Origin of the sequence: Pauljensenia sp. UMB0895 (assembly GCF_030218905.1) — a bacterium.
Lineage (GTDB): Bacteria > Actinomycetota > Actinomycetes > Actinomycetales > Actinomycetaceae > Pauljensenia > Pauljensenia turicensis_A.
On record NZ_JASOQR010000003.1, the window covers coordinates 142873 to 164864 of the forward strand.

General features: G+C 58.4%; 19 protein-coding genes, 1 tRNA gene and 1 riboswitch. Of the genes, 16 read left to right on the forward strand and 4 right to left on the reverse strand.

The features are described 5' to 3' along the window. Positions 1–13: 13 nt before the first annotated feature. A complete protein-coding gene (locus QP503_RS03055; RefSeq protein WP_179370173.1) occupies positions 14–1327 on the forward strand; it encodes an MFS transporter in 1314 nt (437 codons plus the stop codon). A gap of 129 nt (positions 1328–1456) precedes the next feature. Here QP503_RS03055 and serC read toward each other — a convergent pair whose 3' ends face one another. Beyond that, positions 1457–2590, reverse strand: a complete 1134-nt coding sequence (gene serC / locus QP503_RS03060; RefSeq protein ID WP_179370174.1) for a phosphoserine transaminase — start codon at positions 2588–2590, stop codon at positions 1457–1459. Positions 2591–2821: 231 nt separating this feature from the next. Here serC and QP503_RS03065 point away from each other — a divergent pair, with 231 nt between their 5' ends. The 11 genes from QP503_RS03065 to QP503_RS08900 all read left to right on the forward strand — a co-directional run bounded on the left by QP503_RS03065 (position 2822) and on the right by QP503_RS08900 (position 16113). Then, positions 2822–3499: a metal-dependent transcriptional regulator gene (locus QP503_RS03065; RefSeq protein WP_179370175.1), complete on the forward strand. Its 678-nt coding sequence runs from the start codon at positions 2822–2824 to the stop codon at positions 3497–3499. Between the two features lie 77 nt (positions 3500–3576). Continuing rightward, positions 3577–3739: riboswitch (cyclic di-AMP (ydaO/yuaA leader) on the forward strand. A gap of 2 nt (positions 3740–3741) precedes the next feature. Beyond that, positions 3742–4479 carry a C40 family peptidase gene (locus tag QP503_RS03070; RefSeq protein ID WP_179370176.1) on the forward strand — a complete coding sequence of 246 codons (738 nt, stop codon included), beginning with the start codon at positions 3742–3744 and terminating at the stop codon, positions 4477–4479. A 170-nt stretch (positions 4480–4649) separates the two neighbouring features. Further along, positions 4650–5582: a universal stress protein gene (locus QP503_RS03075; RefSeq protein WP_179370177.1), complete on the forward strand. Its 933-nt coding sequence runs from the start codon at positions 4650–4652 to the stop codon at positions 5580–5582. 351 nt (positions 5583–5933) lie between these two features. Continuing rightward, positions 5934–7415, forward strand: a complete 1482-nt coding sequence (locus tag QP503_RS03080; protein ID WP_502929448.1) for a purine-cytosine permease family protein — start codon at positions 5934–5936, stop codon at positions 7413–7415. Then, positions 7408–8271 (forward strand): purine-nucleoside phosphorylase, encoded by an 864-nt coding sequence (locus tag QP503_RS03085; RefSeq protein WP_285101225.1) that lies wholly within the window; start codon positions 7408–7410, stop codon positions 8269–8271. Before QP503_RS03080 ends, QP503_RS03085 begins: the two co-directional genes overlap by 8 nt. A 299-nt stretch (positions 8272–8570) precedes the next feature. Next, a tRNA-Arg gene (locus QP503_RS03090) sits at positions 8571–8643 on the forward strand. A gap of 495 nt (positions 8644–9138) precedes the next feature. Beyond that, positions 9139–9333 carry a hypothetical protein gene (locus QP503_RS03095; RefSeq protein WP_285101227.1) on the forward strand — a complete coding sequence of 65 codons (195 nt, stop codon included), beginning with the start codon at positions 9139–9141 and terminating at the stop codon, positions 9331–9333. Beyond that, complete coding sequence (locus QP503_RS03100; protein ID WP_285101229.1) at positions 9303–9716, forward strand: hypothetical protein; 414 nt, start codon at positions 9303–9305, stop codon at positions 9714–9716. The genes QP503_RS03095 and QP503_RS03100 overlap by 31 nt, the downstream gene beginning before the upstream one ends. A gap of 315 nt (positions 9717–10031) precedes the next feature. After that, positions 10032–11450 carry a L,D-transpeptidase family protein gene (locus QP503_RS03105; RefSeq protein WP_285101231.1) on the forward strand — a complete coding sequence of 473 codons (1419 nt, stop codon included), beginning with the start codon at positions 10032–10034 and terminating at the stop codon, positions 11448–11450. 94 nt (positions 11451–11544) lie between these two features. Continuing rightward, positions 11545–15789, forward strand: a complete 4245-nt coding sequence (locus tag QP503_RS03110) for a PDDEXK-like endonuclease domain-containing protein (protein ID WP_103632093.1) — start codon at positions 11545–11547, stop codon at positions 15787–15789. Positions 15790–15792: 3 nt separating this feature from the next. Then, positions 15793–16113, forward strand: coding sequence for a toxin (locus QP503_RS08900; RefSeq protein ID WP_257878475.1), 321 nt, complete (start codon positions 15793–15795; stop codon positions 16111–16113). A gap of 155 nt (positions 16114–16268) precedes the next feature. On the opposite strand, the gene mscL is transcribed toward QP503_RS08900, so the two are convergent. The 3 genes from mscL to QP503_RS03130 all read right to left on the reverse strand — a co-directional run bounded on the left by mscL (position 16269) and on the right by QP503_RS03130 (position 18102). Beyond that, positions 16269–16664: a large conductance mechanosensitive channel protein MscL gene (gene mscL, locus QP503_RS03120; protein ID WP_006680861.1), complete on the reverse strand. Its 396-nt coding sequence runs from the start codon at positions 16662–16664 to the stop codon at positions 16269–16271. Between the two features lie 26 nt (positions 16665–16690). Next, on the reverse strand, positions 16691–17311 hold the full coding sequence (locus tag QP503_RS03125; protein WP_103632092.1) for a CpaB family protein: 621 nt from the start codon (positions 17309–17311) through the stop codon (positions 16691–16693). 68 nt (positions 17312–17379) lie between these two features. Continuing rightward, positions 17380–18102, reverse strand: a complete 723-nt coding sequence (locus QP503_RS03130) for a 5-formyltetrahydrofolate cyclo-ligase (protein ID WP_285069505.1) — start codon at positions 18100–18102, stop codon at positions 17380–17382. Between the two features lie 35 nt (positions 18103–18137). On the opposite strand from QP503_RS03130, the gene QP503_RS03135 reads away from it, so the two are divergent. The 4 genes from QP503_RS03135 to QP503_RS03150 all read left to right on the forward strand — a co-directional run bounded on the left by QP503_RS03135 (position 18138) and on the right by QP503_RS03150 (position 21947). Further along, on the forward strand, positions 18138–18542 hold the full coding sequence (locus QP503_RS03135) for a hypothetical protein (RefSeq protein WP_103632091.1): 405 nt from the start codon (positions 18138–18140) through the stop codon (positions 18540–18542). Beyond that, positions 18542–19771 (forward strand): molybdopterin molybdotransferase MoeA, encoded by a 1230-nt coding sequence (locus QP503_RS03140; protein ID WP_103632090.1) that lies wholly within the window; start codon positions 18542–18544, stop codon positions 19769–19771. Before QP503_RS03135 ends, QP503_RS03140 begins: the two co-directional genes overlap by 1 nt. Before the next feature lie 106 nt (positions 19772–19877). Continuing rightward, positions 19878–20627, forward strand: a complete 750-nt coding sequence (locus tag QP503_RS03145) for a GNAT family N-acetyltransferase (RefSeq protein ID WP_285101233.1) — start codon at positions 19878–19880, stop codon at positions 20625–20627. Between the two features lie 210 nt (positions 20628–20837). Then, positions 20838–21947: a hypothetical protein gene (locus QP503_RS03150; protein WP_285101235.1), complete on the forward strand. Its 1110-nt coding sequence runs from the start codon at positions 20838–20840 to the stop codon at positions 21945–21947. The last annotated feature ends 45 nt before the right edge of the window (positions 21948–21992 follow it).

Genomic DNA, 21992 nt, shown 5'->3' on the forward strand with positions numbered 1-21992 from the left:
GGCGCATCCGCGCGTGTCACGTACTTTCCATTCGTTGCGTTACTTCAACTTCCGATTGTGGTTCTTCGGAAACATTATTGCCTCGACGGGCATGTGGATGCAGAGGGTTGCGCAAGACTGGCTGGTTCTGACCGTTCTGACGAAGAACTCTGGCACGCAAGTGGGTGTTGTCACCGCTTTGCAGTTCCTGCCGATTCTGTTGTTGTCACCGTGGGCTGGTTTGCTTGCTGATCGTCTGAATCGTCGCGCTCTGCTACAGGCGATGCAGTTGGCGAACGCGCTCCTGGGCTTGATCTTGGGCGTGCTGATTCTGACGAATACAGCCCAGCTTTGGCATGTGTATGTGTTGGCGTTGTTGGGTGGCGTTGCTGGCGCGATTGATTCACCTGCGCGCCAGGCATTTGTGTCTGAACTGGTTCCGGCTCAGTCTTTGTCGAACGCTGTCGGTTTGAACTCGACGGCCTTTAATGCTGCGCGTCTGCTTGGCCCGGCTGTTTCCGGTTTGTTGATTGATGCGATCGGTACTGGCTGGGTGATGATCGTGACCGCTGTTGCGTTCTTTGCTCCAGTTTTGACGCTTGCGTTGATGCGTTCTGCAGATTTGGTTCCCCGCAAGGTTGTGAAGCGTTCGCCCGGCCAGATTCGCGAGGGCGTTTCCTATGTGAAGAATCGTCCCGACATTGTGCTGATCCTGGTGATTGTAGCGGTCGTGTCAGGTTTGGGCATGAACTTCCAGCTGACCAGTGCCCTGATGGCGACTGAGGTCTACGGCAAGGCTGCGGGCGAGTACGGCATTCTGGGTTCGTTTATGGCAGTGGGAGCTTTGACCGGTTCACTTCTTGCTGCGCGTCGCGCTCAGCCTCGACTGCGTCTGATCGTGTCGGGCGCGGCGATTTACGGTCTGCTTGAAATTGTGTTGGCTTTGGCTCCGACGTATGAGTCGTTCGCGGTTCTTGCAATCCCGACGGGCCTTGCAATGTTGACCATGGTGACGGCAGCGAATGCGACTATTCAGATCACCACGGAAGAGAGTGTTCGCGGTCGCGTGATGGCTCTCTATTCGATGATTTTCATGGGTGCGACGCCGATCGGCTCACCCTTCATCGGTTGGGTGGGTGAGCAGTTTGGTGCCCGTTGGTCGATTCTTGTCGGCGGTGGAGCTTCCCTAGCGATCGGAGTTATCGCGGGCGTGTGGGGTCTGATTCATTGGAATTACCGGGTCAAGTTCCATGTTTCGACGCACCCGATCGAGGTCGAGGGCCCCGCGGAGCGCGCATACCTAGCTACTCTGCTCGCTGAAGCTGAACGGAACGCGACCGGAAAGTAGTGTGTCAAGCGCCTGCGCGCTGAGCGTCGTGCAGGTTGCGCCTAGTAGGACCTCGTCATGTTCCCGCTTGCGTCCACGTTCTCTGCGGTGGATTATCGCGATCGACGAGGCCTGGGCTGACCTTTGGGGTCACAGTGCTCGTTCGAGCGCCCAATCGATCGACTCCAGAAGTGCCTCGACGTCCGAAGTTGGAGTCGAGGGCCATGTCGCGATGCGGAGCTGGTTGCGACCAACCCCGCGGTAGGCATCGATGTCGACGATGCCCGATGCTCTCAGGCCGTCAGACAGGACCTTCACATCGACCACGTCGTCGAATTCAACGGTGACGACAACGGGGGAGCGCCAGTCCTTATTCTCAACGAAGGGGTGAGCGACTGACGAGGCGTCGGCCCAGGCGTAAATCAGGTCGGAAGCGGCGCGAGAGCGCGCTTCCATCGTTTTTAAGCCACCACCGGCATTCATCCACTGGATTTGTTGATCCATCATGATCAGCGTCGCCACAGCCGGCGTATTCAGCGTCTGATCTTTACGCGAGTGAGAAATCGCCACCGAAAGGTCGAAGAAGGTCGGCATCCAACGGTCGGTCGCCCCATGCAATTCTTGTGCGCGTTCGACGGCTGCAGGGGAGAGGATCGCCGCCCACAGGCCACCGTCAGAGGCGAAAGCCTTTTGGGGAGAGAAGTAATAGGCGTCTGTGTTGGCAATATCAACGTGCGCAGCGCCGGCGATCGAGGTCGCATCCACCAGCGTCAATGCGTCTTCACCACCGATACGGTTCACCCGGCTGATCGTGCCCGTCGAGGTCTCGTGGTGCGGGTAAGCAAAAGCATCGGGTTCTTCCCCAGCGGTCCCGGCCTCGTTCCCCGTGAGCGTGACAACGGTGCCCAGCTGACCTTCAACGCGAAGCGCGTCGGCGAGATGCGGGGCCTTGTCCACCTCTTTGGCGAATTTTGCGCCGAACTCCCCGAAGGTTGCGAACGCGGCCTGCTTGCGAATGAGCGAGGCCGCCGCCACGTCCCAAAACGCTGAGGCGCCACCGTTACCAAGGGCGACTTCATAGCCATCGGGAAGATTGAACAAGGTCGTCAATCCCTCGCGGATTGAATGGACAACATTCTTCACCGGGGACTTGCGGTGCGAGGTCCCCATCAACCTAGGCGTCTTCAACGCATCAATCTGCTCCGGGCGCACACGCGACGGGCCGGAACCAAAGCGGCCGTCAGCAGGAAGGATAGAAACAGGAATCGGGGGGAATGTCTCCATAGGCTCAAACTTAGTCGCATTAGATGCGCTCGCAGAACATATTCCATGACACACATGGTGCTAAATACCTTGGGTGCTCACCGCGTATGCCTGTCCACCGTTTGGCGCGATATCAACGGAAATGACAATCGTCAGGTAAAAGTACTCGATAACTCATATTCTCTTAAGTACCTGAAAACCTTTGAACGATGCACGAATCGTGCAGGGGTTCATCGTAGGAAAGGAACCGCCGTGGGTGACCTCATCGACACCACCGAGATGTACCTCAAGACCATTTTTGAAATGGAAGAGGATGGGGTGACGCCCCTGCGTGCACGCATCGTTGAACGACTTGATCACTCAGGTCCGACTGTTTCGCAGACCGTTGCTCGCATGGAACGCGACGGGCTTCTGCACGTTCTGGGTGATCGTCGATTGGAGCTGACTGAAGAAGGCCGTAAGCGGGCTGTAGAGGTCGTTCGTAAGCATCGCTTGGCTGAACGACTCCTGGTCGATGTCATCGGTTTGGATTGGGCGTGTGCCCACGATGAAGCATGCCGTTGGGAACACGTCATGTCCGACAAGGTCGAAGGTCGTCTGCTTGAGCTCTTGAAGGATCCGACAACGGATCCTTACGGTAACCCGATTCCTGGAATGGGCGTCGAGGTCAGTGGGCAGTCTGCGGAACTTGTGGTGCGTGCCCACGACGACCAAATTGTGAGACTCGTTCGTATCGGTGAACCTATCCAGGCTGAACATGACATCATCGCTGATTTTGCCGCGGCAAAGATTGGTCCTGGAGTCAGCATTATCCTGCGCGGAGAAGGTGATCATGTGCGGATTGCGCGCGCCGATCAGGATGCCTCTGACAGTGATTCCAGCTTCCGAATTCCTCTGGCGCTGGCACCACATCTAGTAGTCGAAATGTGATTTGACTCCACTTCGTTACCTTTGCGTGACATTTGGCGGCCAAAGGTATAGAGTTCATAACGGTCGATAGGCCAGCCGTCCTTCATTTACCGAAGTTGGATCGTGAAGGGTCCGGTTCATTTGATCCAACTCGGGGGAACCAATTCGGCCCTTGTGGCCTTGGGGTGAAGCTTGGGAAACCAAGCCGGGCTCTCCTGCTCGAATCCGACAGCTGACCTCGAAGGTGCAAAAGGAGAACACTTTTGACGAACCTCAAACCTGCGCCACGTCACCGCAAGGCACGTCGCCCAATGGTGCCGATCGTGGAACTGGCCGACACGATCACGTCGCTCAGCCCGATCCGTCCGGCGGCAGTTGCATCCGTGACCGGTCTTGCTCTGACTGCAGTTGTTGGTGGCGCCGCAAACGCTGTCACCGTTTCTGCTCCTAGTGGCGATCAAGAAGCTACTCCCACCACGACCACTGCTCCTCAAGCAACTGGTGTCACCGTTTCCGTTGCGGATATTGAATGGAAAGCAGAAGCTCCGACCGCGACCGCAGAAGCTCCTGCTGCCGCTACTCCGGTCGCTGAAGAAACTGTCGCCGCGGATCGTTCCGAGGCTCGTGAAGACCTCAGCCTTTCAACCGCTGCAACCGCTGCTGCGTACAACGCTGCCGGATCTTCTATTGTGGCCGCTGCTCTTGCTCTGACCGGTATTCCCTACGTCTACGGTGGCGCTTCCTACGCTGGTGTTGACTGCTCGGGTCTGACCATGCTGGCATACGCCGCTGCGGGCATCGGCCTTCCGCACTCCTCCGGCGCGCAGGCTGCCGGTGGTATCCAGGTTTCGGCCGGCGAAGCTCAGCCTGGCGACCTGGTTGCTTATTCGGGTCACGTTGCCATCTACATTGGTAACGGCCAGATGGTGGAAGCCACCGTCCCGGGTTCTCTCTCTAAGGTTTCGCCCGTTCGTGCAGGTGGCATGTTCGTTCGTTACTGAGCTCAACGTTCGTTAAGGGCGCATACTTCAACTAGAGCGAAAGAACTTCGGTTCTTTTGCTCTAGTTTTTTGTCTAAAACCCTCTTGAACAGGTAAAAGTTCTATTTTCGGTTTCGGAAAATCGCGATGTGGTGCACAATGGTAGGTGATGTAAGTCACGAGGGGGCATTATGGCATCCACCGAAGTCATCTTGGTCGGCGTTGATGGTTCAACGGAGTCCATCGCGGCCGTCAAATGGGCCACTGACCGCGCACTACGCACGGGCGGGCGTGTCCACGTTCTCTGCACCTACGCATTGGCGTCCTATTCAGCGGCGGCGTTGGATGGTGGCTACGCGGTTCTTGACGATGAAGCTCTGAAGCGTGGCGCCCAGCAGGTCGTTGAAGAAGCGGTCGCAGCGGCGAAAGAGCGTGGCCTAGGAAAGGTCACTTCATCTATTGAGCCGGGTGACCCGGCGGGCGTTCTGGTTGAAATGTCACGCGAAGTTGATTTAGTTGTTGTCGGCTCGCGTGGAGGCGGTTCCTTTGCTGATCGTCTTCTCGGCACGGTCTCGTCCGCGTTGCCGGCACACGCGAAGTGTCCGGTTGTCATCGTTCCTCGCCATACGTCCGGCAAGTGCTTCATGCCGATCGAACGTGTCGTTGTCGGTGTGGATGGTACCGAGGTTCCCTCGTCGGCTTTGCGTCGCGCGATTGATGAAGCATCCACATGGGGTGCTCGACTGACCGCTGTTTCGGCTGTTCCGATTGCTTCGGGCACGTCCATGATGACGTGGGCGCCGACCGGTTTGGATCACTCCAACCTGTTGAAAGATGTCCGCACCGCAATAGGTGCCGCCATTGACCAGGCACTTGACGGTCGCGACATGGAGGTTGCGCGTCATGCGCTGGACGGGTCGCCCGCTTCGCTGTTGATTGAGTTCTCGACAGCGGTTGATCTGGTCGTTGTCGGTACACGAGGCCGCGGTGGCTTGGCAGGTGTCTTGCTCGGCTCGACCGCGCAGACGGTACTCAGTCACTCAACATGCCCCGTGATGATTGTTCCGTCTGATCACCTGGGCAAGGCTGAATCAGCGAAGGCTCCGACGTGGGAGCGTCGCTGACGCGTGACTCAGCCGATGGCTCGCGCGAAGAGCGCGTTGTCTTGATGGATGGTGTCTGGGCGGGTCCCCGCCCAGACACCATTGTGTTGCTACAAGGTTTTCTGTTCTGGATGCCCCAGGGAGGCTCGTAGAGGCCGTTAGAAACTCATGATCCGCCCCGAAGTATGCTGAGAGATCTGGTGGTGTGAGTGGCCTCGTACCCCAAAGAGCGCACCAATGTGTGAAAAGTGCCCCCGGTTTTCTGGCGTGTGGCCGAGGGAGCGTCACTCATAGTCAAGAATGGTCTAGTCTAATTCGGTGCGAACTACCGATCCTGCGGTTCGCACTGATCTACACAGACAAGGAACGTCTATGAGCACGCCAGAAATGGTAGCGGACGCAACCCGCTCCGTTTCCCAGTCCGGCATCGAAACTGCCGGCATTGAAATCATCAGCGACGAAGAACGTACCGCTAAGCCCCATAACCTGTTCCTGCCCTGGTTCGCATCGAACATCTCCGTGTTCGGCATGAGCTACGGCGCCTGGGTTCTCGGCTTCGGAATTTCCTTCGCGCAGGCAGTCATCGTCACCATCATTGGTGTCGTTGTCTCCTTCATCATCTGTGGCGTCATCGCCCTTGGTGGTAAGCGTGGCTCCGTACCGACCATGGTCATGTCCCGCTCCGCCTTCGGCGTGAACGGCGCGAAGATCCCCGGTATCTTCTCGTGGCTGACCTCTATCGGCTGGGAAACCTCCCTCGCCATCACCGCCGTCCTAGCGACCTCCACCGTGTTCGTCCGCCTCGGCTGGTCGAGCGAAGACGGCAACGCCGTCAAAATCGTTGCCGCCGTTGTCGTCGCAGCGCTCATCGTTCTCGGCGCAGTTGCCGGCTACCACATCATCATGAAGATGCAAGCAGTCCTCACCTGGCTGACCGGTATCACTACGATCATCTACATCATCCTGGTCGTCCCGCACATCGACTGGTCCGCACTCGGCGCAATCGAATCCGGTTCACTGGCTGCAACGATCGGTGCCGCCACCATGGTCATGACCGGCATGGGTCTTGGCTGGGTCAACATTGCTGCTGACTGGGCGCGCTACCAGAGCCGCGACGCCGATGGTAAGTCCATCGTTTTTTGGAACACCTTCGGTGGCTCGCTCGGCCCGGTCGTCCTGATCACCTTCGGCCTCATGCTTGCCGGTTCTGACGCTGACCTGTCCGACGCCATCGGTGGCGATCCGGTTGGTGCACTGGCCAACCTGCTACCGACCTGGTTCCTCATTCCGTTCCTGCTGACCGCAATCCTGTCCCTGCTGTCAGGTGCGATCAACGGTATTTACTCCTCCGGTCTGACCCTGCTGACGCTGGGCATCACGGTGCCTCGTCCGCTGGCTTCGCTGATCGACGGCATCATCCTGACCGCCGGCACGATCTTCGTCGTGTTCTTCTCCCCGGACTTTATCGGCCCGTTCCAGTCCTTCCTGATCACCCTGGGTGTTCCGCTCGCCGCATGGGCAGGCATCATGATGGCCGACATTACCCTGCGTAAGGCTGACTACGACGAGAAGGCCCTGTTCGATGCTTCCGGCATCTACGGTTCGATCAACTGGGTGTCCATCGTTATCATGGCCGTCTCTTGCGTGATCGGCTGGGGCTTCGTGATCAACTCGTTCGCTGAGGCTGCCGCATGGAACAACTGGCAGGGCTACCTGCTGTGGATGCTCGGTGGTAAGGAAGGCCCGTGGGCATACGGCAACATCGGTGTCATCCTTGCTCTGATCATCGGCTACGTTGTTTACCTGCTGGCTTCCACGAAGAAGATCGCTGCTCAGGAAAACCGCAGTGCCTGATTTATCGGTTGCCGTTGTGGATGCTGTGCGTAGTGAAGCGTTGGACTACTGCTTCCAGCGTGACCCGCTGGCAGTGGACGAGGTGCGCGAGGGTGCTCAGCTGATCGCAACGCGCACCGGCGTTGAACGCCACGACGCGCTTGTCGTTCTTGGCTCTGGTCTGCGTGATGCGCTGGACGAAATCGGGAAAATCGAGGCTTGCCTGCCCTTGGCAGACCTTCCCGGCGTTCCGGTTCCGGCGGTTGAAGGTCACGGCGCTGAACTGCTGAGCGTGCGCGTGAATGTGCACGGTGGTCGTGAGAAGCACCTTTTGGTTGCTACCGGTCGCGTCCACCTGTACGAGGGCTATACACCGACACAGGTCTGCCAGCTGGTCCGCGTCTGCGCGATGACCGGCATCACGGTCGCGATTCTGACGAATGCTGGCGGATGCCTGCGTAACTGGACAGTGGGCGACGTGATGACGATTGAAGATCACTTCAATTTCTCTGGTGTTTCCCCGTTCGAGGGCCCGGTGTTTACCGACATCTGGCAGGTCTGGTCGCCACGCATTACGCGTATCCTGGCTCCGATTAGCGACCGCGTGGGCACGTACGGCCTGCTGCGCGGCCCGGAGTTCCAGACGGCAGCTGAATCGCGGATGCTCGCGAACAATGGTGTGGACATCGTTGGTATGAGCACGATCCTTGAAGCGATCTCGCTCCATCAGCTGGGCGTCGAGGTTGGTGGTCTGTCCGTCGTCTCCGACCTCAGTTTTGACGACATACCAACTGAACACGAGGATGTTCTGCGCGCCATGAGCGTCGCGTCTCCGAAGGTTGCTAGCGCGATTATCGAGTGCTTGGCTGCCCTCTGATTCGTAGTACTCGTTTTCTGGTGGGGTGAGGCTTCGGCCTTACCCCACCAGTGCGTTTCGGCGAGGTTTTGCGCGGTGGTGTTCTGCGCCGGCGATGGGGTAGTGGTGTGGCGGTGTACGCGACCTCGTAGATGAGGGGCGGGCGTGTGCACTGCACGCTAGCGGATGATTGACGAGGCCACACGTACAACTGGCGCCCGGTGCTGTGCGCTCGCGCGTGGAGCGAAAGTCGGCGAGGCTGGTAGAGTTGGAGGCGCTCAGACTGCCGGCGCGTTCGTGCGCAGGATATGGCTGGCTAAGCCCTCGTAGCTCAGGGGATAGAGCACCGCTCTCCTAAAGCGGGTGTCGGACGTTCGAATCGTCTCGGGGGCACAAGAAACGTTGGAATATCAACGAAAAGTGATCGGGGTTCTGAGCCAAAAAACCGCTCAGAACCCCGATCTACGTTCCTATCTACACTCTTTGCCCTCGATTAGAACTCGTAGGCGTCGTCGAGGTCGCGGGTCGCGGTCTCGATGGTCTCGCGGAGCCGTGCTTGAAGCGTCCTGGGTTTTGTTCCGCTTCTTAAATGGGTGCCAGTTCTCTGGCACGGACTGCACCTGACGCGACACTTTTGCCCTGGAACGCGTGGTTGTGTCGCGTTGGGTGTAGGTGGTGCTGTGGTTGGGTGGGTTTTCTGGCACGGACTGCGCCTGGTGCGACGGTTTGGGCTTGGAACGCGTGGTTGTGTCGCGTTGGGTGTAGGTGGTGACGCGCGACGAGGTGCGGGTTAGGGGTGGGGTGAGGTCTGACGTGTTCACTTCGGACGTTTCAAGCGATACAGAGACACCTCTTCCGTAAACGAGGTGCTGACTGTACGCTTGGACTATGGAAGAGCTCGAGCCCCTCGGGCCGACCGCCCCGTCGCCCGAACAGCAGATACCGACTCGCTTTGACCGGCACGCGCCCGCACCTTTCACTCCGAAAGCAGTCGTGGCGCTGATTGCCAGTGGCGTGGGAGTTCCCGTGCTCTTCTATGCGGGTATCGCGTTGTGGAGCTTCCTGATCTGGCAGGTGCAGTGATGCGTCGCGCCGAATGGATTTTGTTGCTCGTCGTATTCGTCGTGCAGGTGGGATATCAATTCCTGCTGTTCAACGTTGATGCCATGCGCACGATGATTGACGATGAAAAAGGGCTGTCGGGAATGTTTATTGTCCTGCCGCTTGTTGCCTACGTGTGCGCGATGGTGTCCGCGTATCGCTGGGGTTTTCGATTCTGGCGCCCGGTGCTCCTTGCCGTCGTGACGACTATTGCGTTCGTTGTCTCAGTTCCCGAGGCGTTTGGCCTGACCTCGCCCAGAGATTGGGGCGACCTTGCGGTGTTCACGCTGATGTACTTCGTGCCCGCCATTGTTGGTGAGTGCATCGGTGCTCTTATTCGCCGGTGGCGATCTGCGCTTGGTTGAAGTCGACGGAGACTTTCTGACCTCCAGTCGCGGTGTACTACTTGGAATCAACTGCGGCGTCATTCAGCGTCACCGAGTCAACCGTGCCTTCGGTGTAGTCGGACTGTAGCGGATCCTCGAGGGTGACGAACTTAAAGTGTGTGCCAGAAGCGATTGGCGCAACCTTAGCGGTGACAGGCAGGTTAACCCGAGTGGCACGATTGTGAAAAAAGAAATGTCTACTGAGGCGACATTAACAGTGTTTGACAACTCAACGACTTTCCTCAGCAAGCGTCAGCCCACTACGATTATGAGCGGAATGAAAGGCAGTGACGCATGACCCGAATGAAATGGCTGATCGCAGCGATCATTGGAGTATTAGTTGTTGTTGTCGGTGCCGCCGGAACGGCGTACGCCAGCTACTACTCTGATAAAGCTCTTCCGACCGCATCCGTTGGCGGACACAGTGTCAACGCGATGAATCGTGACGAGCTCGTCGCATGGATCAACGATCAGGCCTCCCAGGTTTCAATTGACATAGATGTTGACGGTACCCCGTCAAAGGCATCGCTTGCAGATCTGGGCGTCACCGTTGATGCGCAAGCGTCAGCGGATCAAGTTCTGGCTTCTTCGGATTCCGTCTGGGAACGCTTCGTTGGGCTGTTCAAGCGTAGCGACTACCCCCTTGTTTCCTCTACTGATAAGAAAACCTTCAACGCCTATATGGCTTCCCTGGTGAAGTCCGTCGGCGAGGCCCCCAAGTCGGCGACCGTTTCAGTCGATGATCAGGGTGCGTTCGTTGTGACCCCCGGGGTACCTGGTATCGCGATTGATGCCCAGCCGCTGAATGATGCTGTGGCCACGGCGTTGCAGACTCTGTCCTCACAGGCAATCTCCGTTTCGCCGTCCACGCAGGACCCGATTGTGTCTGACAAGCAAGCTCAAAAGGTTGCCGACGCAGCCACCGCTCTTGTTGCTCACTCGGTGACGATCAGTGACGGTATTAAGGACTACACTGCCGAAACCGTCGACCGCGCAGCGTGGGTTGCTCTGCCCGGCGTTGATGACGTAGAAGGAACCCCTTCCATCGATCCTGAAGCTGTCCAGGCATGGGTTGATAAGACTGCTGAAGCAACGAACGTTGCCCCAACCCCGGCAATCAACAACGTTGATGGCGCCGGTAATGTCCTGGCCGAATCGATGCCCGGCAAGGAAGGCGAAGCCGTCAACAACTCCGCTCAGGTGGGCGCCGATGTGGTTGCTGCCCTGAATGCTGGGACCGACTACTCGGGTAGCTTCGACTATGACAAGGTTCCGCCACCCACTGAAACGCGCCCCGTTATGGCGGGCTACGAAGCCTACCCATATGCCATGCATGAGGGTGAAAAGTGGATCGATATTAACCTGACCACGAACCGCCTGACCGCCTACGAAGGCCAGACCGTTGTCCACGACCCCATTGCGGTCAACCACGGCGCCCCCGGTCATGAGACCGTCACCGGTACCTACCACATCTACCTGAAGTACGAGAAGCAGGACATGGGTTGTACCCCCGAGTGGCCCTACTGCGCGAAGGATGTGCCGTGGGTTTCCTACTTCACCGGTTCCTACGCGATCCACGGTGCTCCGTGGGTTCGCCAGTTTGGACTAGGCTCCGTTGGTGGTTCGCACGGTTGTGTGAACCTGCCCGTCGCTGAAGCACACTACGTCTTCAGCTGGGCTGATTCCGGTACTGCCGTCGTCACTCACTACTGACATCAATTGTGAGACGCGTTGCCGCGTAGGGGAATCTGCCCCTACACGGCAACGCCTCCGTTGAAAACCGAGGCCACTCCACTACCGTGGAATCGTGGCCTCTAGTTTTTTCTCACGTCATTCACGAACGCCCTCGTCGCAGCAACAGACTCCTGTTGCGCCGACAGAGGAGTCAGCCCAGCCGAACACGCACCAGCGTCTTCGCGATCAACTGACTGTGTGGCAAGATGACCTGCTTCGCCGGACTCGCATTGATGGTGCGGATGCTCCTCGTCTGACTATCGGCGCTCCGCACCCAGGTGGGCTTGCAAAGCTCTACGCTGACCAGCCGACGCGTCTGTCCCTTCTCATCCGTGAGCCTTCCGCCTTGAAACGAGGCTTGGATCATGCGCGCGCAATCATGGCGCGTTCAAGTGAGCTCACTGCACGCCACGGTGTGGGAACTGTTCACATGTCTATCGGCTACGCCCGATGGATGAATGCTGGCGAATGGGCCAGCTCTGCTGTCCTGCTTCGCCCTGTTCTTCTTGAAGACCAACCTGATGACGTGACGATTCGTCTGGCTTCTGGCTACAAGCTGGACAACACGATCACGTCAGCTCTGTTGAAGAGCGGAGTCGCAGTCGATGCTGAGGCGTTGATTGATGAAGCGACATCTATCCACGGGTTCTCTTCATCCAAGGCGCTGGCGAAGGTCCGCGAGTTGGGTCGTCATCTTGACCAGTTTGAGCTTCGTGACGAACTCATTATCGGCCTGTTCGAGCATCCGGCTTCTCAGCTGCACCGCGAGTATGACAATGCTGAGCATATTTTGAGCTCGGATATTGTGCGTGCTCTGGCTGGCGATCAGGAAGCTCGCCAGAACACTCATCGCGTACTGCCGGATTCTGTTCCAACCGATCGCGATCCGTGGAAAGAACGTGGCGCAGGCGATTTGACGCCTCAGCAGCAGGATGTTGTTGAAGCTGTTGCTTCGGGTCGTTCTTTCGTTGTGGATGTGCCTCACGGTTCGGATGACACTGCGCTGGTGGGCGCGATTCTTGCTGATAGTGCGGCCTATGGTAGGCGCGTGATCCACTTGGGGGGTTCGCCGTCGCGTACGACGATGGCTGAAGAGCGTCTGCGTTCCTTGGGGTTGAGTGAAGCGGGGGTCCGTCTGGATGGCACTACCGCGGACGGGTCTGAAATCCGTGCGCGCATCCATCAGGTGATGACCGATACGTCCCCGGTTGCGGATATGGGTGAAGTGGACGAGATACGTACCAAGCTGCGCGATGTGCGTTCGCGTTTGTCGTCGTACACGACGTACTTGCATCGTCCGTTCCGCGCATTTGGGGCAAGTGCGTACGAGGCTCTTCAGGTGCTGACAGACCTGACAAGCGCGCATCCGAGCCCTTCTACCCGCGTTCGTTTCCGCGAGGATGTTCTGTTAGATATTGCTCAGGATCAGGGTGCGAAGGCTAGGGAGCTTCTGCACGAGGCCTCGAACTTGGGTCTTTTTGCACGCGCAACGGCGCATACCGCATGGAAGGGCGTTGTTATTTCGTCGGACGAGCAGGTTCCTGACGTTTTGTTGCGCGTTCATCGTTTGGCAACGGAAAGCTTGCCTGAACTTCGTGTTCGTATCAGCACGATTGCGGGTGAAGCGGATATTCGAACTGCGACAACGCTGTCTCAGTGGCTCGCTCAACTGCATATGTTTGAGGGTGTTCGCGACGTTCTTGATATTTTCACTCCGCAGATCTTTGAGAACTCGGCTGCTGACATGGTGATTGCGACTGCGTCGAAGCAGTGGCGTGCCGCCCACGGCATCACGATGAAGCGTTCAGAACGGACGCGTCTGTTGAAACGAGCCCAGGACTTTGTTCGTCCTGGAACGCATGTTTCGGACCTGCACGCTGAACTCCTCAAGGTGCAGGAACGTCGCGATGTGTGGCGCGACCATACCGGTGGCGACGGTTGGCCGACTTTGCCGAACCGTATGAATGAAGCGATCGAATTGACGACAAGCATTCAGGATGATCTGAAGGCTCTGCGCCCGATGTTCTCGACGGGTCATAAGAACTTCGAAGAGATGACGATCGTTGATCTGGCGGCGTTGTTCGAGTCCTTGGATACTGATCCCGAAGGTGCACGTGAACTGCCACGTCGCGTCACAGTGCTGAAGAAGCTCAAGGGTGCAGGTTTGGCGTCGCTGGCTGAAGACTTGCGTGATCGTCACGTTGATGACGAGATGGTGGATTCAGAACTGGATCTGGCGTGGTGGGCATCAATTCTTGGCCTGATGCTGGCAAGCGATCCGCAACTGGGTGGTTTCGACCCCGCTCATCTTGAGGCCACGCTTGAGTCTGGTCGTGCCCTGGATCTTGCCCAGGTGAATACGTTGGCTCCGCAGGTTTTGGGTCAGCTTCGCAGGTTGCGTTTACAGGCGATGGCGACACGCCCGGACCAGCAAGAACAACTGGAAGCTCTATTGGCTTCGGGCACGCCCGTTGGCGCGCTTGATTTCTACAACGCTCTTCCCCTGGTCCGTTACCTGGTGCCAGTGGTGTTCACGGTTCCTACGTTGGTTCCCGCGATCGTCAAGGCCGGACATCATGTTGACCTGCTGATCCTGGACGATATTGATGATCTGCCACTGGTTGAACTGATCCCGATTATTGCTCGTGCTCGCCAAGTTGTTGTACTGGCAGACTTGTCTGGCGCTCACGAAGGTGGGGCGGCGCGTGTGCTGGCCAGTGTTCTACCAACGACGCGAATGGACGTTGCACCGACGCGTTTGAATGACCAGGTTGCATTGCTTCTTGCTCGCCATGGCATCGACCATACGGGTGTCCCGGTCCCGTGGACGGCTGCAGCCGCTCCGATTACGGCGTTCTGGTGCGAAAGCTCCGGTATGCCCGCTCCGGGTTCTCACGCAGTGGAATCAACCACCGCGGAAGTCGATGCTGTCGTTGAACAGGTCATCGAGCACGCCGTGTCTCAGCCGGAACGTTCGCTGGGTGTGATCGCCCTGTCAACTACGCACGCGAATCGCATTCAGCGCGCGATCGAGAAAGTCCGAGCCTCGGAACCCGGACTGGCATCCTTCTTCGACGAAGCAACCGCTCAGCCGTTCGCTGTCGTGGATCCTGGCGGCGCTCGTGGTTTTAGTCGCGATCGGATCATCATTTCCGTTGGTTTTGCAAAGACCCCGCACGGGCGTGTGATCCATGATTTCGGTGTCTTCTCCAGCCAGAACGGGCTGTCGGCAATGTCGGATGTTTTGCGTGCGGTGCGTGGTGATCTGACGTTGATTTCTTCGATTCACTCCGGCGATATCGATCCGTCGCGTCTTTCCGCTGAAGGCGCCCAGATGCTCTACAACCTGATTGAGATTGGCGAAGGTCAGTCCGGTGTGGGGAATGGAGGGTGGCCGGTTCTGGAAGCTGAACCGGATCGTCTGCTGATTGACTTGGCAGAACGCCTGTATTCGATGGGGCTTGAGGTAGTCCCGAACGTGGGTATCCCGGGTGGAATGCGTATTCCGCTTGCGATTGGCCACCCGGAGGTTCCCGGTCGACTGCTTGTCGCGGTTTTGACTGATGATGAAGCGTATGTGGCGGAGCCGTCCTTGCGTGTCCGTGACCGTATGTGGCCGGCGATGCTTGAAGCCCAGGGCTGGAAGGTCCATACGGCGTTATCGATGGCCGTTTTCATTGACCCGGCAAAGGAAGCAAACACGATTGTTCAGCTTGTTTTGGATGCGGTGGATGAAATCAACGGTGTGCCTGACCAACAGGTTGTCGAGGTCCCGATGGTTGTAGACGTGGATACCTCTGGCCCGGATACGTTGGTTGGCTTGAACGCTCCTGAAGTTGCATCTAGCGATGCGGGTCCTGCTGTGGCCCCCGCTCCGGTCTTGGCTCCCAGCGAGCAGGTAGTTCTTGAGCCTGAGGTACAGATCGTCCTGGAAGAACCGGCTGAATCCGGTGGCGTTGGGGCACAGACGGATGACGTAGTCACGGAGCCTGCGAAGTCGGATCATCAGATGGATGCCCGCGAGCGCGCTGACGAGGTGATTACGGGCATGCTCGAGATCATCGTTGCGAATCAGCCTGAGACGGCGCGTGGTCCGCGTCCGGCGATCGCCCCTGGCCTGCCACTGGCGGCCTACTCTGATGATCAGCTTGATGAGATGGCGATGTGGATCCGCTCTGACGGCGTCGATCGCTCGTTCAATGAGTTGATTGACGAGTTGCGTGACGCTTTGGGGATTACTCGTCGCGGTTTCCAGTCTGATGCGGTGCTGGGCAACGTCGTGCGCAGGACTCGTCCGGCTGCCCCTGACGAACAGTGATTCATGGTGTCTGAAAACCTGAGCGTCTCGACTGATTCGCCCGCGTTCACTCCCTCTGATCGGCGAGTTTCTGCTGAGCAGAGAGCGACTGTCGATCAGAGTGCGCCTGTTGAGCGTACGAAGAAGCGTCGTCGCGTGGCGACTTTCGTGTCTGACGTGGATCGTAAGTTGATTGCTCACGGGGTCGCGCCATCGTGGGAGGATCGCGTTCACCCCGACGATCGCAGGGCAGGTTCGTTCGCGGATTCACCGGATCGTGGGGATGGGGCGAATGATCGTCGTCTGCTGGACAACGTTCCGCCTCACGCCCAAGCGCGCGCTTAGGTGCTCTTCGTTTTCTCCTATTGAAAAGGCCTCTCCCGTCACTTCATCGCCTGTCCTTTAAACAAGCGGACTAGGGAGCTTATATCCGTGCATAGCAAAAGTGGCTCCGTCCCTGTAGGGATGGAGCCACTTGAACGCGTGTAAGGAACTGAGTCTCAGTTCTTGTTCGCCAACAGGTCGCGGATCTCGGTGAGGAGCTGTTCTTCGGTGGAGGGAGCTGCCGGTGCTTCTTCTACAGCTTCTTCCTTCTTAGCGGTTGCGGCCTTGATCTTGTTCATCGGAGCAACGATCGCGAAGTAAACAGCAATTGCGACGAGGAGGAAGTTCACAACAGCGGTGATGATGGTGCCCGGCCGAATCGGGTCAGAGCCGTTGATCGTGAACTGGAGGACGGAGTCGAAGTTCGGCTGACCGATGACGGCGCCGATGATGTCCATGATGACGTCTGTGATAGCGGTGACGATGGGGGTGAAGGCTGCGCCGATGATGACGGCGACTGCGAGGTCAAGAGCGTTGCCCTTGGAGATGAATTCCTTGAATCCCTGGATCATTGTGATCTCCTGATTGAAGTGTCCCGCTAGCCATGTGGTGTAGCCAAAGCGAGGCCGAGCGTATGTGTCCCGGCGTGGCCGAGAACGGTGTCGGTTACTGCTTCGTCAACGATGAGGTCGAGACGAGCAGTAGCAGACGATCCCCATTGGGATGCGTCGGTTACTGACACTGAGGATATAAGTGCTTGATTAGTCAATAAAGATGCTGAACAGGTGTTTACGTCACAGTTGTCAGGAAAACCCCATAAAACCACGGAATCTCCGGCCTCAAGTGGGGGGACTTGTGTCCTATCTAATATGACAGAAATCAGGTTTTGTCCGGGTTTTAAACTTCGCCCTAACGCTGATCCTGCCATGACGCTTTCCGAGAGGATTGTGCCTTTCGTGGCTGGCTCTCCTGTCCAAGTAGCGGGTAATACGTCGGTCGAGGTAATGGCGTCGGCGGGGACGAGCCGTTCTGGGACCTCGATTGGCGTGACCGCTGAAGAGTCGATGGCGTCCCCGCGTTCAATGTCGGTGGCGAGGATCAGCACTTGATGTCCGCCAGAATGAGGGAGCAAGGTCAAAGCGATTGCTCCGATGGTGAACACGAAGATGATGGCGAGTCCAAGCCTGCGGATCGCCGTGAACGAAATGCGTCTGGTCATACCTCAAGTAAAAGCACGCAGTCGCAGCCTCGCACCTGAGCGAAACGGAAACTGTGGATAAGTGGCACTTAGCGCGAATTGTGGATAAGTCGCGTGTAACCGCTGGGAGTCAGCACCCCGTTCACCCGCTGATCGTGAGGCTCAACGGGCAGATAATCGCGAGGATCGGAGAAAAACTCATTGTCGAAGACTACGGCGATAATCGGAACACCAGGCCGAGCGTGCTCGAGCGCCCGGTCGTACCATCCGCCACCCTGCCCAAGACGGACTCCTCGCGCATCCACAGCCAGTGCGGGTACAACGATCAGGTCGGCTTTCGCCAATTCGTCGGCGCTCTCTATACGCGTAGGAGTAAACCGCGGGCCAGTAGACACAATAGATTCCAGGTTCGCCTCCATTGGCTCTGCCGCCTGCGGGCGCGAATCCACGTACGTCCAGGCCACGCCAATAGCTGCCTTCCCATCTGGGTCGACGAGGCCGGGAATCAAACACCACTCACACGCTTGAAGTAGCCCGGCAGTGTCAGGTTCGCTGGGGCTTGAAATGAAGAGAGCGGGAAGAAAACTCGCGCCCTGAGCAGGGGGAGAGGACACAGAGGTAAGCGCGGTCTCGTCAACTGGCGCAGAGGATACAGAGGCGGAAGAAAACCCGAAATCTGCCAGCACCTCGGGCCACAACGCAGCCAACTGAGCGCGTTCACGCGCACGCTGATCGGCGGAAGTGCAGACCCGACGCTGACTCCGCTGTGTGCGGATTCTCGCGCGAATGAGGGCTTTGTCCTCGTGTATCACTCGGTTTTGCTCCTGCTCGAACTAGGGTGGAGAGCATGATCGAGCAGCATGAGACTGTCACCCACGCGGTTGTTCCCGCCGCGGGACGCGGTACCCGTTTCCTGCCGATCACACAGTCTGTTCCAAAAGAAATGCTACCGAACGTCGGGCGCCCAGCGATCGACGGACGCTACATTTGTGACCCCATCGTTGTCGACGCGCTCACACACATCACTCCAGGAGCCGGCGGCGAATACCAGCTGACCGACGCATGTGCCCAGCTCATCGCCACGCCGCGCGAAAACGGTGGCGGACTGTACGGTGTCATCATCGACGAACCCCGATACGACACCGGCGACAAACTCGGCTACCTTAGAGCCACCATCGCCTTTGCGCTCACCGACCCAGACATGGGGCCGGCACTGCGTGAATATCTGAACACCCAACCGAATGAGGCCTGATGCGAAGCGTTGCAGAGTTCTACCAAGACTGTCTTTCAGCCGTAGCCCAGCAGCCACCACTGGACGTGCAACTCGCGGACGCAGTGTCCTGCGTTCTTGCCGAGGACGTTGAAGCTCCCTTCGATCTTCCGGTCGCTGACCTTGCGGCCCGCGACGGCTACGCGGTGCGTTCCGAAGACCTTGCCGGCGCTCGCCCCGACAATGAGCTCTCCCTGCGCGTCACCGAAGAAATTCGCGCGGGCGACGTGAACCCCGCAGCACTGGTGCCCGGAACCGCGATTCGTATCGCCTCTGGCGCCCCGATGCCGGCCGGTGCCGATTCGGTGATCGCCCTTGAATTCACTGACCATGGCATGGCGCAAGTCAACGTTCGAACCCAGCCAGCAGTCGGCGAAAATATTCGCCGAAAGGCAGAAGACGTTGAAGAAGGCGAAATTGTCCTGCGAAAGGGAACCCGCGTTGGTGCCCGCCAGGTCGCGTTGCTTGCAGGTGTGGGTCGCTCGCGCGTGTACGTTCACCCGCGTCCTCGCGTCGTCATCCTGTCCATCGGCGACGAAATTGTTGAACCCGGCGAAAAAGCGCGTCCTGGCACTGTCTTTGACGCAAACGGTCACGCCCTCTCAACGGCTATCGCCGATGCGGGGGCTCAGACCTTCCGCGTTGCCGCGGTCCCAGACGAACGCCACGTCCTGAGCGAAACCATCGAAGACCAGCTTGTTCGCGCAGACCTGATCCTGACCACCGGCGGTATCTCGCACGGTTCAGGCGACACGGTCCGCGAGGTCCTGTCCACGCTGGGCACCGTTCGTTTCGACAACATTGCCGCGTGGCCGGGACACATCCTCGGCGTCGGAACTGTCGGGGGCGACGACAACGGTGAGGGTGGAACCCCGATCTTCTGTCTTCCCGGCGACCCGGTCTCTGCCCAGGTCTGTTTCGAAGTCTTTGTTCGCCCAGCACTTCGTCATATGCAGGGCTGGACCCAGCTGACCCGACCCTCCGTGAAGGCTGCCGTCGACCGCTCTTGGTACTCACCGCGAGGCCGTCGCGAATTCGTTCGTGTCCGCCTAGTCGGTGACCCCAAGACCGGTTACCAAGCGAAGGTCATGGGTGCTCCCGCATCGCTCCTGCTCAGTGCACTCGCGGAATCCAACGCGCTTGCCATTGTCCCTGAAAGCACAACTAACGTGCGTACGGGTGACATGTTGCAGTGCTTGGTTCTTGAGTGATTCTTAGACCCGCTCGCTGCTACCTGCTAGTGATCAGCCGTTACCTACTGTCTTCCGGTCGCTAGCTTCAGCCCGACCAGTCGTCGACTACGTAGAGGACCAGATCATGTTTGGACACTTCATCCGGATCTGGGGCAGAACTCTTGGTGAACTGAGCCTTGAGGTCCGCGACCCAGTCGGTGAAGGGTTCATGCACGGGCGAGCGGCCTCGTCGATGACGAAATCGGCGGAGCACGAAGGTAGTGCGAAACCCAAGAAAGAGCAGGCGGAACTGCACCCGAAATTGCTACGAATTCGCCCTGCTTTCGCCGGCGCTCACACGGCGATCGACCGAGTGCGACGCGAGAACGCCGATTGGCTACAGCCCTGGGACGCAACCCTGCCACCGAACACGTACGGCAACGCAGGCCAGACGCTTGGCGAATATGCGCGCACCATCGACAGGGCTCAACGCGCGGGGCGGGCGCTGGTGATGAAGCTTGAAATCGGCGGCGAGATTGCCGGACAGTTCTCGCTGACCAACGTGACGCACGGGGCGATGTCATCGGGGATGCTCGGCTACTGGCTGGCGGAAAAATGGGCTGGACGAGGGCTGGCAACATTCACCTGCGCGGCGATCATCGACCTGGTTATCGGCGAACTGGGACTCCACAGGATCGAGGTTGTGATCCGACCCGAGAACTGCGCATCGCTGGGAGTTGCTCGTAAGCTCGGTCTGCACCGTGAAGGCCTGCGACCGCGCTACATGTACATCGACGGCGCGTGGGCGGACCATGAAGCGTTTTCGATCGACACGGAGTCTCTGCCGGCCGGTGGATTAGTGAAGAAAATTTACGGTCACGCGATCAGCCGGTAGATGTCGCGTACGAGGTCCCGACCGGTGGTGTTGCCTAGTTTTCGTGTGGGCTGAACGCGCAGTCTTCAGGCGGGCTGAGGGTGCAGTCGTAGCGTGGCTGGTGGGGCTGATGTTGCGATTGTTGTATGTGTGAAAGTGGCTTTGATCAGGAAACACAACACGCGCCCACCCCACCATTCAAACGCATGTGAAAACCCATAGCGTTGTCTCGTGGAGTTTGGCGGAATCATCATCATTGCAACGGTAGTGACACTACTGGGGCTGATTCCCCTGCTCGCTGCCCGACAAAATGCGAAAACTTTCAGCCGTGAAAGTGACCGTTTCTCAACGGGCATGAAGCTCCTCAACAATAATGAAAGCAACCGCCAAACCTGCGGTCGATCTACCGGGCAGTTGCTCGGTGTTCATCGCACAATTACGCAAAGGGCAACGATCGCCATGGCAGATCAAGCTGCAATGAATGCGAAGATTCGTATCGAGCACCGCGCAAATAAAGCCGTGCGTGAGATTGCTAAGCTTCGTGCGCGTCGTGCTGCGCGCCTCGCCGCTGAAGCGGCTGCAGGTCGCCGTCGCCTTGGAGTCAGCGCCACCTGCGCTGGTCTGAGCGGACTGGTCGCCATCGTCTGTGCCGCGCTTTCGGCGTCTTTCCTCTGGACTCTGATCCCCGCAGCTCTGCTTGTCATGTCCCTAGTTGCCTCGCGTATGGCGGCAATTCGTTCCGACAAAGCAAACGAAGCTGAGCTCGAATTGCTCGAAAACCTGCGCAACGCAGCCTCGGCTCGAGGAGTCCGCAAGGAAGAATCCGCACCCGCCCCGAAGGCGCAAAAAGACGACCTCTTCGCCGGTATCACCGCAGATCGTTCCACGTCTCGCGCGACGGTCTCCCCTGCATCGCACGCACTTGAAAAAGTTGAGCTGGACGCATCCGCTTCTACCTCGCTCGCCGAATCTGGTGACACCAACGTGATCGAGATGTCCAATGTGCCCGCCGATGCGCTCAGCGGTGAAACTCAGACGGACCTCGTCAATGCTGAAGACGAAGCCGAAGAACTTGCACTGACCGGCACCACCGTTGAGCGTCGCACGTGGACCGTCAACCCGATCCCCGCGCCACGATACGCAACGCGCGGTCGCGTCAGCGGTCGTTCGGTCCACATTGACACCGACATCCGCGGAATCCCGAAGGTTGGCGTGGCCGTGCCGGCTCGCCCGATCGCAGCAACTGTCGCCGAGAACGCCATGACCACCGAACAGGTTGTCGCAGACCAGGCTGTTGCGCTTGACTTGGACGCCGTGCTGGAGGCTCGTCGCGCGCAGTAACTGACACCCGTGCTGACGCTCTGACTTTTGGGCAGGCTCACCCGA